This window comes from Citrobacter sp. wls706 (assembly GCF_005281305.1).
Classification (GTDB): domain Bacteria; phylum Pseudomonadota; class Gammaproteobacteria; order Enterobacterales; family Enterobacteriaceae; genus Citrobacter; species Citrobacter werkmanii.
This window is the reverse complement of the sequence record NZ_SZXG01000002.1, coordinates 15,293-31,547: the sequence shown is the minus strand read 5'-3', so window position 1 is coordinate 31,547 and position 16,255 is coordinate 15,293. Positions and strand designations below refer to the sequence as shown.

The following is a 16,255-nucleotide window of genomic DNA, read 5'->3' as shown; positions in this document are numbered from 1 at the left end:
GAAGAAGTTGAAATCGTTGGTATCAAAGACACCGCTAAGTCTACCTGTACCGGCGTTGAAATGTTCCGCAAACTGCTGGACGAAGGCCGTGCTGGTGAGAACGTTGGTGTTCTGCTGCGTGGTATCAAACGTGAAGAAATCGAACGTGGTCAGGTACTGGCTAAGCCGGGCTCTATCAAGCCGCACACCAAGTTCGAATCTGAAGTGTACATCCTGTCCAAAGACGAAGGCGGCCGTCATACTCCGTTCTTCAAAGGCTACCGTCCGCAGTTCTACTTCCGTACTACTGACGTGACTGGTACCATCGAACTGCCGGAAGGCGTAGAGATGGTAATGCCGGGCGACAACATTAAAATGGTTGTTACTCTGATCCACCCGATCGCGATGGACGACGGTCTGCGTTTCGCAATCCGTGAAGGCGGCCGTACTGTAGGTGCGGGCGTTGTTGCCAAAGTAATGAGCTAATTGCCGAATAACATTTGACGCAATGCGCAATAAAAGGGCATCATTTGATGCCCTTTTTGCACGCTTTCACACCAGAACCTGGCTCATCAGTGATTTTTTTTGTCATAATCATTGCTGAGACAGGCTCTGAAGAGGGCGTTTAGTCCGAAACGCACCAGAGCATTTCGGTTTGGATCGCCTCGCTTACGCGGGGTGAAAATGTTTGTAGAATACTTCTGACAGGTTGGTTTATGAGTGCGAATACCGAAGCTCAAGGAAGCGGGCGCGGCCTGGAAGCGATGAAGTGGGTTGTTGTCGCTGTATTGCTGCTTGTAGCTATCGTTGGCAACTACCTTTATCGTGACATGATGCTGCCGCTGCGTGCGCTGGCCGTAGTGATTCTGATTGCCGCAGCGGGTGGTGTCGCGCTGTTGACAACAAAAGGTAAAGCGACCGTTGCTTTTGCCCGTGAAGCGAGAACCGAAGTCCGTAAGGTCATTTGGCCAACTCGCCAGGAAACATTGCACACCACATTAATTGTGGCTGCGGTTACCGCAGTAATGTCACTGATCCTGTGGGGACTGGATGGTATTCTGGTTCGCCTGGTATCCTTTATCACTGGCCTGAGGTTCTAAGATGTCTGAAGCCCCTAAAAAGCGCTGGTACGTCGTTCAGGCGTTTTCCGGTTTTGAAGGCCGCGTTGCCACGTCGCTGCGCGAATATATCAAGTTACAAAATATGGAAGAGTTGTTTGGCGAAGTCATGGTGCCGACCGAAGAAGTGGTCGAGATCCGTGGTGGCCAGCGTCGCAAGAGCGAACGTAAATTCTTCCCGGGCTATGTACTGGTCCAGATGGTCATGAATGATGCGAGCTGGCACCTGGTGCGCAGCGTTCCGCGTGTGATGGGCTTTATCGGCGGTACTTCTGACCGTCCGGCGCCAATCAGCGACAAAGAAGTTGATGCGATCATGAACCGTCTGCAGCAGGTTGGTGATAAGCCGCGTCCGAAAACGATGTTTGAGCCGGGCGAAATGGTTCGCGTTAGCGACGGTCCGTTTGCTGACTTTAACGGCGTAGTTGAAGAAGTGGACTACGAGAAGTCTCGTCTGAAAGTTTCTGTATCTATTTTCGGTCGTGCGACTCCGGTTGAACTGGACTTCGCCCAGGTTGAAAAAGCCTAACACGTCGATCAAAAAAGCGGCGATTTAATCGTTGCACAAGGCGCGAGATTGGAATACAATTTCGCGCCTTTTGTTTTTATGGACCCTGTCCGTAAAACGAATTTACAAACACGGGGAGCCTCTTTGAGGCGCTATAACCCAACTAGAGGAATTTAGAATGGCTAAGAAAGTCCAAGCCTATGTCAAGCTGCAGGTTGCAGCTGGTATGGCTAACCCGAGTCCGCCAGTAGGTCCAGCACTGGGTCAACAAGGCGTGAACATCATGGAATTCTGCAAAGCGTTCAACGCAAAAACTGATTCCATTGAAAAAGGTCTGCCGATCCCGGTTGTTATCACCGTTTACGCTGACCGTTCTTTCACTTTCGTTACCAAAACGCCTCCGGCAGCAGTACTGCTGAAGAAAGCGGCTGGTATCAAGTCTGGTTCCGGCAAGCCGAACAAAGACAAAGTGGGTAAAATTTCCCGCGCTCAGCTGCAGGAAATCGCGCAGACCAAAGCTGCCGACATGACTGGTTCCGACATTGAAGCGATGACTCGCTCCATTGAAGGTACTGCACGTTCCATGGGCTTGGTAGTGGAGGACTAAGAAATGGCTAAACTGACCAAGCGTATGCGCGTGATCCGTGACAAAGTTGATGCAACTAAACAGTACGACATCAACGAAGCTATTGCTCTGCTGAAAGAGCTGGCCACTGCTAAATTCGTAGAAAGCGTGGACGTTGCCGTTAACCTCGGCATCGACGCTCGTAAATCTGACCAGAACGTACGTGGTGCAACTGTACTGCCGCACGGTACTGGCCGTTCCGTTCGCGTAGCTGTATTTACCCAGGGCGCAAACGCTGAAGCTGCTAAAGCTGCAGGCGCTGAGCTGGTAGGTATGGAAGATCTGGCTGAACAGATCAAGAAAGGCGAAATGAACTTTGACGTTGTTATTGCTTCCCCGGATGCAATGCGCGTTGTTGGCCAGCTGGGTCAGGTTCTGGGTCCGCGCGGCCTGATGCCAAACCCGAAAGTTGGTACTGTAACTCCTAACGTTGCTGAAGCTGTTAAGAACGCTAAAGCTGGTCAGGTTCGTTACCGTAACGACAAAAACGGCATCATCCACACTACCATCGGTAAAGTGGATTTTGACGCTGACAAACTGAAAGAAAACCTGGAAGCTCTGCTGGTTGCGCTGAAAAAAGCAAAACCGACTCAGGCAAAAGGCGTGTACATCAAGAAAGTTAGCATCTCCACCACCATGGGTGCTGGTGTTGCCGTTGATCAGGCTGGTCTGAGCGCGTCTGCGAACGTCTAAGATTAGCTTTACGTGGGCGGCGAATTTGTCTACAATCTTCGCCCACGATTCTATTAGCTTCGGCCGATAGACAACAGATTTGTTCGTTGGAGCCTGGCCTATCCAGGCCTCCGTCGAAGACCGCAGGTGTTTCGCAAGAAACTTAATGCCCTGCGTAGACGGTGACAGAACGCTAAGATTATTTCTGATACTCTGGCTTGTTTCTGCTCACCGTATTTAGACGCTCTCTCCGTTGGGGGGAGTGAAGTGAGTTCCGGAACATGAGTTCCGGCAAACATCCAGGAGCAAAGCTAATGGCTTTAAATCTTCAAGACAAACAAGCGATTGTTGCTGAAGTCAGCGAAGTAGCCAAAGGCGCGCTGTCTGCAGTAGTTGCGGATTCCCGTGGCGTAACTGTAGATAAAATGACTGAACTGCGTAAAGCAGGTCGTGAAGCTGGCGTATACATGCGTGTTGTTCGTAACACCCTGCTGCGCCGCGTCGTTGAAGGTACTCAGTTCGAGTGCCTGAAAGACACGTTTGTTGGTCCGACCCTGATTGCATACTCTATGGAACACCCGGGCGCTGCTGCTCGTCTGTTCAAAGAGTTCGCGAAAGCGAATGCAAAATTTGAGGTCAAAGCCGCAGCCTTTGAAGGTGAGTTGATTACCGCATCGAATATCGATCGCCTGGCAACTCTGCCGACCTACGAAGAAGCAATTGCACGCCTGATGGCAACCATGAAAGAAGCTTCGGCTGGCAAACTGGTTCGTACTCTGGCTGCTGTACGCGATGCGAAAGAAGCTGCTTAATTGCAGTTACCTTTCTCAAGCATCTGCTTACGTATAAACTTATTCTGATTTTCAGGAACAATTTAAATGTCTATCACTAAAGATCAAATCATTGAAGCAGTATCCGCTATGTCCGTAATGGACGTTGTAGAACTGATTTCTGCAATGGAAGAAAAATTCGGTGTTTCCGCTGCTGCTGCTGTAGCTGTAGCTGCTGGCCCGGCTGAAGCTGCTGAAGAAAAAACTGAATTCGACGTAATTCTGAAAGCTGCTGGCGCTAACAAAGTTGCTGTTATCAAAGCAGTACGTGGCGCAACTGGCCTGGGTCTGAAAGAAGCTAAAGACCTGGTAGAATCTGCACCGGCTGCGCTGAAAGAAGGCGTGAGCAAAGACGACGCAGAAGCACTGAAAAAATCTCTGGAAGAAGCTGGCGCTGAAGTTGAAGTTAAATAAGCCAACTTTTCTGGTTGCAGCCTAAGAAATTAGGCTGATGGCTGGTGACTTTTTAGTCACCAGCCTTTTTGCGCTGTAAGGCGCCAGTAGCGTTTCACACTGTTTGACTACTGCTGTGCCTTTCAATGCTTGTTTCTATCGACGTCTTAATATACTGCGACAGAGCGTCAGTTCTGTGTAAATCGCAATGAAATGGTTTAAGCGTGATAGCAACAGGCATTGCGGAAAGTATTCGATTTTCCGGTCAACAAAATAGTGTTGCACAAACTGTCCGCTCAATGGACAGATGGGTCGACTTGTCAGCGAGCTGAGGAACCCTAATGGTTTACTCCTATACCGAGAAAAAACGTATTCGTAAGGATTTTGGTAAACGTCCGCAAGTGTTGGACATACCTTATCTCCTTTCTATCCAGCTTGACTCGTTTCAGAAGTTCATCGAGCAAGATCCTGAAGGGCAGTATGGTCTGGAAGCAGCTTTCCGTTCCGTTTTCCCGATTCAGAGCTACAGCGGTAATTCCGAGCTGCAATACGTCAGCTACCGTCTTGGCGAACCGGTGTTTGACGTTCAGGAATGTCAGATCCGTGGCGTGACCTATTCCGCACCGCTGCGCGTAAAACTGCGTCTGGTGATCTACGAGCGCGAAGCGCCGGAAGGCACCGTAAAAGACATTAAAGAACAAGAAGTCTACATGGGCGAAATTCCGCTCATGACCGACAACGGTACCTTTGTTATCAACGGTACTGAGCGTGTTATCGTTTCTCAGCTGCACCGTAGTCCTGGCGTCTTCTTTGACTCCGACAAAGGTAAAACCCACTCTTCGGGTAAAGTGCTGTATAACGCGCGTATCATTCCTTACCGTGGTTCCTGGCTGGACTTCGAATTCGATCCGAAGGACAACCTGTTCGTACGTATTGACCGTCGCCGTAAACTGCCTGCGACCATCATTCTGCGTGCACTGAACTACACCACTGAGCAGATCCTTGACCTGTTCTTTGAAAAAGTTGTTTTCGAAATTCGTGACAACAAGCTGCAGATGGAACTGGTGCCGGAACGCCTGCGTGGTGAAACCGCCTCCTTTGACATCGAAGCTAACGGCAAAGTCTACGTTGAAAAAGGCCGTCGCATCACTGCGCGCCATATTCGCCAGCTGGAAAAAGACGATATCAAGCATATCGAAGTTCCGGTTGAATACATTGCTGGTAAAGTTGCGGCTAAAGACTACGTTGACGAATCTACTGGCGAGCTGATCTGCGCAGCTAACATGGAGCTGAGCCTGGATCTGCTGGCTAAGCTGAGCCAGTCTGGCCACAAGCGTATCGAAACGCTGTTCACTAACGATCTGGACCACGGTCCGTACATTTCTGAAACTGTACGCGTCGACCCAACCAACGATCGTCTGAGCGCGCTGGTAGAAATCTACCGCATGATGCGCCCTGGTGAGCCGCCGACTCGTGAAGCTGCTGAAAGCCTGTTCGAGAACCTGTTCTTCTCCGAAGACCGCTATGACCTGTCTGCGGTTGGTCGTATGAAGTTCAACCGTTCTCTGCTGCGCGACGAAATCGAAGGTTCCGGTATCCTGAGCAAAGACGACATCATTGAAGTGATGAAGAAGCTCATCGATATCCGTAACGGTAAAGGCGAAGTCGATGATATCGACCACCTTGGCAACCGTCGTATCCGTTCCGTAGGCGAAATGGCGGAAAACCAATTCCGCGTTGGCCTGGTGCGTGTTGAGCGTGCGGTGAAAGAGCGTCTGTCTCTGGGCGATCTGGATACCCTGATGCCTCAGGATATGATCAACGCCAAGCCGATTTCCGCAGCAGTGAAAGAGTTCTTCGGTTCCAGCCAGCTGTCTCAGTTTATGGACCAGAACAACCCGCTGTCTGAGATTACGCACAAACGTCGTATCTCCGCACTCGGCCCGGGCGGTCTGACCCGTGAACGCGCAGGCTTCGAAGTTCGAGACGTACACCCGACTCACTACGGTCGCGTATGTCCAATCGAAACGCCTGAAGGTCCGAACATCGGTCTGATCAACTCCCTGTCCGTGTATGCACAGACTAACGAATACGGCTTCCTCGAGACTCCGTACCGTAAAGTGACCGACGGTGTTGTTACTGACGAAATTCATTACCTGTCTGCTATCGAAGAAGGCAACTACGTTATCGCTCAGGCGAACTCCAACCTGGATGACGAAGGCCACTTTGTAGAAGATCTGGTTACCTGCCGTAGTAAAGGCGAATCCAGCTTGTTCAGCCGCGACCAGGTTGACTACATGGACGTATCCACCCAGCAGGTGGTATCCGTCGGTGCGTCCCTGATCCCGTTCCTGGAACACGATGACGCCAACCGTGCATTGATGGGTGCGAACATGCAACGTCAGGCGGTTCCGACTCTGCGTGCTGATAAGCCGCTGGTTGGTACCGGTATGGAACGTGCTGTTGCCGTTGACTCCGGTGTTACTGCAGTTGCTAAACGTGGCGGTACTGTTCAGTACGTGGATGCTTCCCGTATCGTTATCAAAGTTAACGAAGACGAGATGTACCCGGGCGAAGCAGGTATCGACATTTATAACCTGACTAAATACACCCGTTCAAACCAGAACACCTGTATCAACCAGATGCCTTGCGTATCTCTGGGCGAGCCGGTTGAACGTGGTGATGTGCTGGCAGACGGTCCGTCCACCGACCTCGGTGAACTGGCGCTGGGTCAGAACATGCGCGTGGCGTTCATGCCATGGAATGGTTACAACTTCGAAGACTCCATCCTCGTCTCCGAGCGTGTTGTCCAGGAAGACCGTTTCACCACCATCCACATTCAGGAACTGGCATGTGTGTCCCGTGACACCAAGCTGGGGCCGGAAGAGATCACCGCTGACATCCCGAACGTGGGTGAAGCTGCGCTCTCCAAACTGGATGAATCCGGTATCGTTTATATCGGTGCGGAAGTGACCGGTGGCGACATTCTGGTTGGTAAGGTAACGCCGAAAGGTGAAACCCAGCTGACCCCAGAAGAGAAGCTGCTGCGTGCGATCTTCGGTGAGAAAGCGTCTGACGTTAAAGACTCTTCTCTGCGCGTGCCAAACGGTGTTTCCGGTACGATTATCGACGTTCAGGTCTTTACTCGCGATGGCGTAGAAAAAGACAAACGTGCGCTGGAAATCGAAGAGATGCAGCTGAAGCAGGCTAAGAAAGACCTGTCTGAAGAACTGCAGATCCTCGAAGCTGGTCTGTTCAGCCGTATCTACGCTGTGCTGGTTTCCGGTGGCGTTGAAGCTGAGAAGCTCGACAAACTGCCGCGTGACCGCTGGTTAGAACTCGGCCTGACCGACGAAGAGAAACAGAATCAGCTGGAACAACTGGCTGAGCAGTACGACGAACTGAAACACGAGTTCGAGAAAAAACTCGAAGCGAAACGCCGTAAAATTACTCAGGGCGACGATCTTGCACCGGGCGTGCTGAAGATTGTTAAGGTTTATCTGGCGGTTAAACGTCGGATCCAGCCTGGTGATAAGATGGCAGGTCGTCACGGTAACAAGGGTGTAATCTCTAAGATCAACCCGATCGAAGATATGCCACACGATGCTAACGGTACGCCGGTAGATATCGTACTGAACCCGCTGGGCGTACCATCGCGTATGAACATCGGTCAGATCCTTGAAACCCACCTGGGTATGGCTGCGAAAGGTATCGGCGATAAGATCAACGCCATGCTGAAACAGCAGCAGGAAGTCGCCAAACTGCGCGAATTCATCCAGCGTGCTTACGATCTGGGTTCAGATGTTCGTCAGAAAGTTGACCTGAATACCTTCAGCGATGAAGAAGTTCTGCGTCTGGCTGAAAACCTGAAAAAAGGTATGCCGATCGCAACGCCGGTCTTCGACGGTGCGAAAGAGTCTGAAATCAAGGAACTGTTACAGCTGGGTGGCCTGCCGACTTCCGGTCAGATTACCCTGTTCGACGGTCGTACCGGTGAGCAGTTCGAGCGCCAGGTTACCGTTGGCTACATGTACATGCTGAAACTGAACCACCTGGTTGATGACAAGATGCACGCGCGTTCTACCGGTTCTTACAGCCTGGTTACTCAGCAGCCGCTGGGTGGTAAGGCTCAGTTCGGTGGTCAGCGCTTCGGGGAGATGGAAGTATGGGCGCTGGAAGCATATGGCGCGGCATACACCCTGCAGGAAATGCTCACCGTTAAGTCTGATGACGTGAACGGTCGTACTAAGATGTATAAAAACATCGTGGACGGCAACCATCAGATGGAACCAGGCATGCCGGAATCCTTCAACGTACTGTTGAAAGAGATTCGTTCGCTGGGTATCAACATCGAGCTGGAAGACGAGTAACTCTCGATCAAACAGGTCACTGGTGCTGGCGTAACAGCCAGCGCCAGATTGTGCTAACTCCGACGGGAGCAAATCCGTGAAAGATTTATTAAAGTTTCTGAAAGCGCAGACTAAAACCGAAGAGTTTGATGCGATCAAAATTGCTCTGGCCTCGCCAGACATGATCCGTTCATGGTCTTTCGGTGAAGTTAAGAAGCCGGAAACCATCAACTACCGTACGTTCAAACCTGAGCGTGACGGCCTTTTCTGCGCCCGTATCTTTGGGCCGGTAAAAGACTACGAGTGCCTGTGCGGTAAGTACAAGCGCCTGAAACATCGTGGTGTGATCTGTGAGAAGTGCGGCGTTGAAGTGACCCAGACCAAAGTACGCCGTGAGCGTATGGGCCACATCGAGCTGGCGTCTCCGACCGCGCATATCTGGTTCCTGAAATCGCTGCCGTCCCGTATCGGTTTGCTGCTCGATATGCCGCTGCGCGATATCGAACGCGTACTGTACTTCGAATCTTATGTCGTTATCGAAGGCGGTATGACCAACCTGGAACGTCAACAGATCCTGACTGAAGAGCAGTATCTGGACGCGCTGGAAGAGTTCGGTGACGAATTCGACGCGAAGATGGGTGCGGAAGCTATTCAGGCCCTGCTGAAGAGCATGGATCTGGAGCAAGAGTGTGAAACTCTGCGCGAAGAGCTGAACGAAACCAACTCCGAAACCAAGCGTAAGAAGCTGACCAAGCGTATCAAACTGCTGGAAGCTTTCGTACAGTCTGGCAACAAGCCAGAGTGGATGATCCTGACCGTTCTGCCGGTTCTGCCGCCAGATCTGCGTCCGCTGGTTCCGCTCGATGGTGGTCGTTTCGCAACGTCAGATCTGAACGATCTGTACCGTCGCGTGATCAACCGTAACAACCGTCTGAAACGTCTGCTGGATCTGGCTGCGCCGGACATCATCGTACGCAACGAAAAACGTATGCTGCAGGAAGCGGTTGACGCCCTGCTGGATAACGGTCGTCGCGGTCGTGCGATCACCGGTTCTAACAAACGTCCTCTGAAATCTTTGGCTGACATGATCAAAGGTAAACAGGGTCGTTTCCGTCAGAACCTGCTCGGTAAGCGTGTTGACTACTCCGGTCGTTCTGTAATCACCGTAGGTCCATACCTGCGTCTGCATCAGTGCGGTCTGCCGAAGAAAATGGCACTGGAACTGTTCAAACCGTTCATCTACGGCAAGCTGGAACTGCGTGGCCTCGCCACCACCATCAAAGCCGCTAAGAAAATGGTTGAGCGTGAAGAAGCTGTCGTTTGGGATATCCTGGACGAAGTTATCCGCGAACACCCGGTACTGCTGAACCGTGCACCAACCCTGCACCGTCTGGGTATCCAGGCATTTGAACCGGTACTGATCGAAGGTAAAGCTATCCAGCTGCATCCGCTGGTTTGTGCGGCATATAACGCCGACTTCGATGGTGACCAGATGGCTGTTCACGTACCGCTGACGCTGGAAGCCCAGCTCGAAGCGCGTGCGCTGATGATGTCTACCAACAACATCCTGTCTCCGGCGAACGGCGAACCTATCATCGTTCCGTCTCAGGACGTTGTATTGGGTCTGTATTACATGACCCGTGACTGTGTTAACGCCAAAGGCGAAGGCATGGTGCTGACTGGCCCGAAAGAAGCAGAGCGTATCTATCGCGCTGGCCTGGCCTCTCTGCATGCGCGCGTTAAAGTGCGTATCACTGAATATGAAAAAGATGAAAACGGCGAATTCGTTGCGCACACCAGCCTGAAAGACACGACCATTGGTCGCGCCATTCTGTGGATGATCGTACCGAAAGGCCTGCCTTTCTCCATCGTCAACCAGGCGCTGGGCAAGAAAGCCATCTCCAAAATGCTGAACACCTGTTACCGCATTCTGGGCCTGAAGCCGACCGTTATCTTCGCTGACCAGACAATGTACACCGGCTTTGCTTATGCAGCGCGTTCAGGTGCATCTGTTGGTATTGATGACATGGTCATCCCAGAGAAGAAACACGAGATCATCTCTGAAGCGGAAGCTGAAGTTGCTGAGATCCAGGAGCAGTTCCAGTCTGGTCTGGTAACCGCTGGCGAACGCTATAACAAAGTTATCGATATCTGGGCTGCGGCGAACGATCGTGTATCCAAAGCGATGATGGATAACCTGCAAACTGAAACCGTTATTAACCGTGACGGCGTAGAAGAGCAGCAGGTTTCCTTCAACAGCATTTACATGATGGCCGACTCCGGTGCGCGTGGTTCTGCAGCACAGATTCGTCAGTTGGCTGGTATGCGTGGTCTGATGGCGAAGCCAGATGGCTCCATCATCGAAACGCCAATCACCGCGAACTTCCGTGAAGGTCTGAACGTACTCCAGTACTTCATCTCTACTCACGGTGCGCGTAAAGGTCTGGCAGATACCGCACTGAAAACAGCGAACTCCGGTTATCTGACGCGTCGTCTGGTTGACGTTGCGCAGGACCTGGTTGTTACTGAGGACGATTGCGGCACTCTGGAAGGCATCACCATGACCCCGGTTATCGAGGGTGGTGACGTTAAAGAGCCGCTGCGCGATCGCGTTCTGGGTCGTGTGACTGCTGAAGACGTCCTGAAGCCGGGTACCGCGGATATTCTGGTTCCACGCAACACGCTGCTGCACGAACAGTGGTGTGACCTGCTGGAAGAGAACTCTGTTGACTCCGTGAAAGTTCGTTCCGTTGTATCCTGTGACACCGACTTTGGTGTATGTGCGCACTGCTACGGTCGTGACCTGGCGCGTGGCCACATCATCAACAAAGGTGAAGCAATCGGCGTTATCGCGGCACAGTCCATCGGTGAACCAGGTACACAGCTGACGATGCGTACGTTCCACATCGGTGGTGCGGCATCTCGTGCGGCTGCTGAATCCAGCATCCAGGTGAAAAACAAAGGTAGCATCCGTCTGAGCAACGCGAAGTCGGTTGTTAACTCCAGCGGTAAACTGGTTATCACCTCACGTAACACCGAACTGAAACTGATCGACGAATTCGGTCGTACCAAAGAAAGCTATAAAGTGCCTTACGGCTCCGTTATGGCGAAAGGTGATGGCGAACAGGTTGCTGGCGGCGAAACCGTAGCGAACTGGGATCCGCACACCATGCCGGTTATCACCGAAGTGAGTGGTTTTGTCCGCTTCACTGACATGATCGACGGCCAGACCATTACTCGTCAGACCGACGAGCTGACCGGTCTGTCTTCTCTGGTCGTTCTGGATTCTGCAGAGCGTACGTCGGGTGGTAAAGACCTGCGTCCGGCACTGAAAATTGTTGATGCTCAGGGCAACGACGTTCTGATCCCAGGCACCGATATGCCGGCTCAGTACTTCCTGCCGGGTAAAGCGATTGTTCAGTTGGAAGATGGCGTACAGATCAGCTCTGGTGACACCCTGGCCCGTGTTCCGCAGGAATCCGGCGGTACCAAGGACATCACCGGTGGTCTGCCGCGCGTTGCGGACCTGTTCGAAGCACGTCGTCCGAAAGAGCCGGCAATCCTGGCTGAAATCAGCGGCATCATTTCCTTCGGTAAAGAAACCAAAGGTAAGCGTCGTCTGGTTATCACCCCGGTAGACGGTAGCGAACCTTACGAAGAGATGATTCCGAAATGGCGTCAGCTTAACGTGTTCGAAGGTGAACGTGTAGAACGTGGTGACGTGGTTTCCGACGGTCCGGAAGCGCCGCACGACATCCTGCGTTTGCGTGGTGTGCATGCTGTAACTCGTTACATCGTTAACGAAGTTCAGGACGTATACCGTCTGCAGGGTGTTAAGATTAACGATAAACACATCGAAGTTATCGTTCGTCAGATGCTGCGTAAAGCCACCATCGAAAGCGCTGGTAGCTCCGACTTCCTGGAAGGCGAGCAGGTTGAATACTCCCGCGTCAAGATCGCTAACCGCGAGCTGGAAGCGAACGGCAAAGTGGGCGCAACCTTCTCCCGCGATCTGCTGGGTATCACCAAAGCGTCTCTGGCAACTGAGTCGTTCATCTCCGCGGCATCGTTCCAGGAGACCACTCGCGTGCTGACCGAAGCAGCCGTTGCGGGCAAACGCGACGAACTGCGCGGTCTGAAAGAGAACGTCATCGTGGGTCGTTTGATCCCGGCCGGTACCGGTTACGCGTACCACCAGGATCGTATGCGCCGTCGCGCAGCGGGCGAACTGCCAGCTGCTCCGCAGGTGACTGCTGAAGATGCGTCTGCCAGCCTGGCAGAACTGCTGAACGCAGGCCTGGGCGGCTCTGACAACGATTAATCGTTGCTGACCATACTAAAAAACCCGCTTCGGCGGGTTTTTTTATGTCTATGTTATGCCTGATGGCGCTGATCTTATCCGGCCTGTGCGGTTACAAAGCCGCCATCCGGCAGTGTCATTAATTTAACGGTGGTAACCGCCGATAAAGCTCAATCATGTCGCCCGCCAAATCCTGAATCACCATCGCGTTCATCAGATGGTCCTGCGAATGTACGGTAATGAGGTTGACCGGTAGTTTGCCTGTGCCTTCGTCGATCCCGATCAGTTGGGTCTGGATTTTATGTGCCTGTTTGACGTACTCGCGTGATTCCACCATTGCTTGTTCCGCACCAGTAAAGTCACCTTTACGCGCCAGTTGTAGCGCTGTCAGTGCCTGACTGCGAGCGGCTCCGGCGTTGACCAATAATTCCATGATGATCGTTTCTAACTCTTCCATATCATCACTCCAGTAGTTTCAGCGCTTTTTCCAGTACGGCATCACCTTTCATCATGCCGTAATCCATCATATCGATAACGGCAACTTTTTTGCCTAGCGGGTCGGCGAGCGCCTGCAGCTTGGCCTGCTCATATTTAACCTGTGGACCAAGCAACACGATATCTGCAGTGGCGATATTATCTTCAAACTCAGCCACCGGGACAGCTTTGATCGTGACGTCGACACCTTTTTTCTGGGCGGCATCTTTCATCTTTTGTACCAGCATGCTGGTGGACATTCCGGCGGCACAGCATAAAACGATGTTTTTCATAAGCAGTCTCGCTCAACATGTGTGGGTTGATAATTATCGCGAGCCAGCTGTAGCAACAACTGCTTTGCAACGATTGTGTGTAAGGCATCACAAAGAAAACCACTTTTTCTGAAACCGGTTACAAAAAGAGGCAAAACTCAACGATCAGTACCGAGGTTGGCGGCTTTTGGCTCGCTTATCACATGCAGGAGTATATAATTACTGTCAATAAAAACATGTTATAAAAAACAGTATTGACAGCGTTTTTTAAACCCGTATGTTAATGCTTAACAGCAGGGAAATAGTAGTTTGCTGTTAACGTAGTAAGTGTTAGTAAAGCTTTATTGGGGGTTGCGATAAAGGCCACGAAGTATTTTTTGTTTGGGATAGTCGATGCTGAAAACGCTATTTTTTCACTTCGACAATGCTTTCAGGCCACGTAGTTGATTTATCTAATCGCAAAAAGTTAGTAAAACGCGACGATGTAACGCCATGATTTAAACGTAAATATTTGCGATTCATGTTTTCTGTTTATCGCAAGGGAAATAAGGCAACGCATCAAAGAGTATATGTCGCGAGGGGAAGTGTACTTGTTTAGGTCACCAGCCTTGAGTTCTATTATCAAGCCGGTGGAATGTGTTTAACGGTAAATAGAGGAAAGTTTTAGTTAGCATCAATATCCAATATTATCTGTGGTAAACCTGTACATTTTAAAGTAGTACCATCAGCAGTACTAAATCGTTAAGTTTATTAATGTTAAATCTGAAGTTTGTAGTAACTTAAAGCCCTGACTGCAATAGTCAGGGCTTTTGTTTAATGCGATCGCTCCGGGTTTACGGTATCTGCGCAGCGCGCCCCAGATAGCTGTCCCAGTCTTTCCACACGGGCTGTAATCCCTGCGCCATGAGTGCTTCAGCAACGGCTTCGGGGCGACGGTCATCGTGCGGGGCGAACTGTTCCAGCTCTGGATGGTTATCGGCATAACCGCCGGGCTGGGTTTTCGAGAAGGCGCTGACATTGTTGATCGCCAGCGGGATCACATGGTCACGAAACCAGGGGGATTCGCGGGTGGAGAGCGACAGCTCAATTTCCGGTGCCAGTAAACGAAACGCGCAAATGGTCTGGAGCAACTGTCGCTCGTCCATGATGGATGCGGGTTCAACGCCCCCGGTGCATGGGCGCAGACGAGGAAAGGAGATGGAGTAGCGGCTCTGCCAGTAATGCTGCTGCATCCACAGCAGATGTTCGGCGACCATATAACAATCCACCCGCCAGCTGTCAGACAAACCAATCAGCGCGCCAAGACCGATTTTATCGATTCCCGCACGGCCCAGCCTGTCCGGTGTTTCCAGCCGCCAGAAGAAATCCTGCTTTTTCCCCTTTAAATGATGATGGGCATAAGTCGCTTCATGATAGCTCTCCTGATACACCATCACTCCGTCCAGCCCCAGCGTCTTCAGCTCGGCATACTCCTCAATTGCCAGCGGCTGCACTTCCATATGCAGCGATGAGAACTGCTGGCGAATGGCCGGGAGATGGCGGCGAAAGTAGTCCATACCCACTTTGCTCTGATGCTCGCCGGTAACCAGCAACAGGTGTTCAAAACCCAACTCGCGGATGGCGGCGCACTCGCGGGCGATTTCTGCCTCGTCCAGCGTCTTACGTTTGATGCGGTTGCTCATAGAAAAACCGCAGTAGGTGCAGTCATTGGCGCAGAGGTTTGAGAGATAAAGCGGCACGTAAAAACTGACGGTGTTGCCGAAGCGCTGGCGAGTCAGCCTTTGCGCCCGCTGCGCCAGCGGTTCAAGGTAATCGGCGGCGGCGGGGGAGAGCAGTGCCATCAGGTCGTCACGACTTAGCTGTGGAGCGTTAAGCGCGCGTTCCACGTCAGCGGCGGTTTTACCATTGATGCGCAGGCGGATGTCGTCCCAGTCCAACTGTCGCCAGCGGTCGCTGAACGTTTTCATGAGAAAGCCTCCAGGAATCCGGTTAATGGGCTGGTGGCGCTTGCGTGTGAACTTTTGCTTCCGGGTACCGCCTGGCGAGCCAGCAAGCCTGCTTCAACAGCCAGACGGAACGCTGTCGCCATCATCACCGGATCGTCCGCCACGGCGATCGCCGTATTGACCAGCACCGCGTCGGCGCCTATTTCCAGCGCCTGCGCCGCGTGGCTGGGCACGCCGATCCCGGCGTCGACCACCACCGGCACGGTCGCCTGCTGGATAATAATCTCCAGCATCGCTTTGGTTTCCAGCCCCTGATTCGAACCGATAGGCGCGCCAAGCGGCATCACCGCCGCGCAGCCGACCTCTTCCAGCCGCTTGCACAAAACCGGATCCGCGCCGCAGTAGGGCAGCACCACGAAGCCCTGCTTCACCAGCGCCTCGGCAGCTTTTAGCGTTTCGATCGGGTCCGGCAATAGCCAGCGGGCATCCGGGTGGATTTCTAATTTCAGCCAGTGGGTGCCCAGCGCTTCACGCGCCAGTTGGGCGGCGAAGATCGCCTCTTCGGCAGTTTTCGCCCCAGAGGTATTGGGCAGCAGCGTGACGCCCGCTTCAATCAGCGGCGCCAGAATCGCATCGTTGTGCTGGCGCAGGTCCACGCGCTTCATCGCCAGCGTCACCAGTTGGCTGCCGGAAGCGCGAATTGCCTCGACCATCAGTTGCGATGAGGCAAATTTCCCGGTACCGGTGAACAGATGTGAATCAAACGTTTTGTCGGCAATACGTAACATC

At 52.3% G+C, this 16,255-nt stretch carries 13 protein-coding genes; 9 read left to right on the top strand and 4 right to left on the bottom strand.

The features are described from left to right. The 9 genes from FDW92_RS00150 to rpoC form a co-directional block, all read left to right on the top strand. On the top strand, positions 1-465 hold a 465-nt coding region (locus tag FDW92_RS00150), incomplete at its 5' end, for an EF-Tu/IF-2/RF-3 family GTPase (RefSeq protein ID WP_249357153.1). A gap of 230 nt (positions 466-695) precedes the next feature. Beyond that, positions 696-1,079, top strand: coding sequence for a preprotein translocase subunit SecE (secE, locus tag FDW92_RS00145; RefSeq protein WP_003033128.1), 384 nt, complete (start codon positions 696-698; stop codon positions 1,077-1,079). Position 1,080: 1 nt separating this feature from the next. Continuing rightward, on the top strand, positions 1,081-1,626 hold the full coding sequence (gene nusG, locus FDW92_RS00140; protein ID WP_003033125.1) for a transcription termination/antitermination protein NusG: 546 nt from the start codon (positions 1,081-1,083) through the stop codon (positions 1,624-1,626). A 157-nt stretch (positions 1,627-1,783) separates the two neighbouring features. Further along, positions 1,784-2,212 carry a 50S ribosomal protein L11 gene (gene rplK / locus FDW92_RS00135; RefSeq protein ID WP_038636105.1) on the top strand — a complete coding sequence of 143 codons (429 nt, stop codon included), beginning with the start codon at positions 1,784-1,786 and terminating at the stop codon, positions 2,210-2,212. A 3-nt stretch (positions 2,213-2,215) separates the two neighbouring features. After that, positions 2,216-2,923 (top strand): 50S ribosomal protein L1, encoded by a 708-nt coding sequence (gene rplA, locus FDW92_RS00130; RefSeq protein WP_042314242.1) that lies wholly within the window; start codon positions 2,216-2,218, stop codon positions 2,921-2,923. A gap of 293 nt (positions 2,924-3,216) precedes the next feature. Beyond that, positions 3,217-3,714: a 50S ribosomal protein L10 gene (gene rplJ, locus FDW92_RS00125; protein WP_005132895.1), complete on the top strand. Its 498-nt coding sequence runs from the start codon at positions 3,217-3,219 to the stop codon at positions 3,712-3,714. A 66-nt stretch (positions 3,715-3,780) separates the two neighbouring features. Continuing rightward, a complete protein-coding gene (rplL, locus tag FDW92_RS00120; RefSeq protein WP_000028882.1) occupies positions 3,781-4,146 on the top strand; it encodes a 50S ribosomal protein L7/L12 in 366 nt (121 codons plus the stop codon). A 320-nt stretch (positions 4,147-4,466) separates the two neighbouring features. Then, positions 4,467-8,495: a DNA-directed RNA polymerase subunit beta gene (gene rpoB / locus FDW92_RS00115; protein ID WP_003033111.1), complete on the top strand. Its 4,029-nt coding sequence runs from the start codon at positions 4,467-4,469 to the stop codon at positions 8,493-8,495. 76 nt (positions 8,496-8,571) lie between these two features. Continuing rightward, entirely contained in the window at positions 8,572-12,795 is a 4,224-nt protein-coding gene (gene rpoC / locus FDW92_RS00110; RefSeq protein ID WP_038636118.1) for a DNA-directed RNA polymerase subunit beta', read from the top strand. 118 nt (positions 12,796-12,913) lie between these two features. Here rpoC and FDW92_RS00105 read toward each other — a convergent pair whose 3' ends face one another. From FDW92_RS00105 to thiG, 4 genes are all read right to left on the bottom strand, one after another. Beyond that, positions 12,914-13,231 (bottom strand): PTS lactose/cellobiose transporter subunit IIA, encoded by a 318-nt coding sequence (locus FDW92_RS00105; RefSeq protein WP_042314239.1) that lies wholly within the window; start codon positions 13,229-13,231, stop codon positions 12,914-12,916. A gap of 4 nt (positions 13,232-13,235) precedes the next feature. Then, the gene (locus tag FDW92_RS00100; RefSeq protein ID WP_042314237.1) at positions 13,236-13,541 is read right to left on the bottom strand and encodes a PTS sugar transporter subunit IIB; all 306 of its coding nucleotides are present in this window, start codon (positions 13,539-13,541) and stop codon (positions 13,236-13,238) included. Positions 13,542-14,353: 812 nt separating this feature from the next. Then, complete coding sequence (gene thiH / locus FDW92_RS00095) at positions 14,354-15,487, bottom strand: 2-iminoacetate synthase ThiH (protein ID WP_042314235.1); 1,134 nt, start codon at positions 15,485-15,487, stop codon at positions 14,354-14,356. Further along, positions 15,484-16,254 carry a thiazole synthase gene (thiG, locus tag FDW92_RS00090; protein ID WP_042314233.1) on the bottom strand — a complete coding sequence of 257 codons (771 nt, stop codon included), beginning with the start codon at positions 16,252-16,254 and terminating at the stop codon, positions 15,484-15,486. Before thiG ends, thiH begins: the two co-directional genes overlap by 4 nt. Position 16,255: the final 1 nt, after the last annotated feature.

Coding starts and splice junctions, on each gene's coding strand:
- secE (WP_003033128.1), top strand. CDS start 696: ATGAGTGCGAATACCGAAGCTCAAGGAAGCGGGCGCGGCCTGGAAGCG.
- rplJ (WP_005132895.1), top strand. CDS start 3,217: ATGGCTTTAAATCTTCAAGACAAACAAGCGATTGTTGCTGAAGTCAGC.
- FDW92_RS00105 (WP_042314239.1), bottom strand. CDS start 13,231: ATGGAAGAGTTAGAAACGATCATCATGGAATTATTGGTCAACGCCGGA.
- rplK (WP_038636105.1), top strand. CDS start 1,784: ATGGCTAAGAAAGTCCAAGCCTATGTCAAGCTGCAGGTTGCAGCTGGT.
- rplL (WP_000028882.1), top strand. CDS start 3,781: ATGTCTATCACTAAAGATCAAATCATTGAAGCAGTATCCGCTATGTCC.
- rplA (WP_042314242.1), top strand. CDS start 2,216: ATGGCTAAACTGACCAAGCGTATGCGCGTGATCCGTGACAAAGTTGAT.
- rpoB (WP_003033111.1), top strand. CDS start 4,467: ATGGTTTACTCCTATACCGAGAAAAAACGTATTCGTAAGGATTTTGGT.
- thiH (WP_042314235.1), bottom strand. CDS start 15,487: ATGAAAACGTTCAGCGACCGCTGGCGACAGTTGGACTGGGACGACATC.
- nusG (WP_003033125.1), top strand. CDS start 1,081: ATGTCTGAAGCCCCTAAAAAGCGCTGGTACGTCGTTCAGGCGTTTTCC.
- thiG (WP_042314233.1), bottom strand. CDS start 16,254: ATGTTACGTATTGCCGACAAAACGTTTGATTCACATCTGTTCACCGGT.
- FDW92_RS00100 (WP_042314237.1), bottom strand. CDS start 13,541: ATGAAAAACATCGTTTTATGCTGTGCCGCCGGAATGTCCACCAGCATG.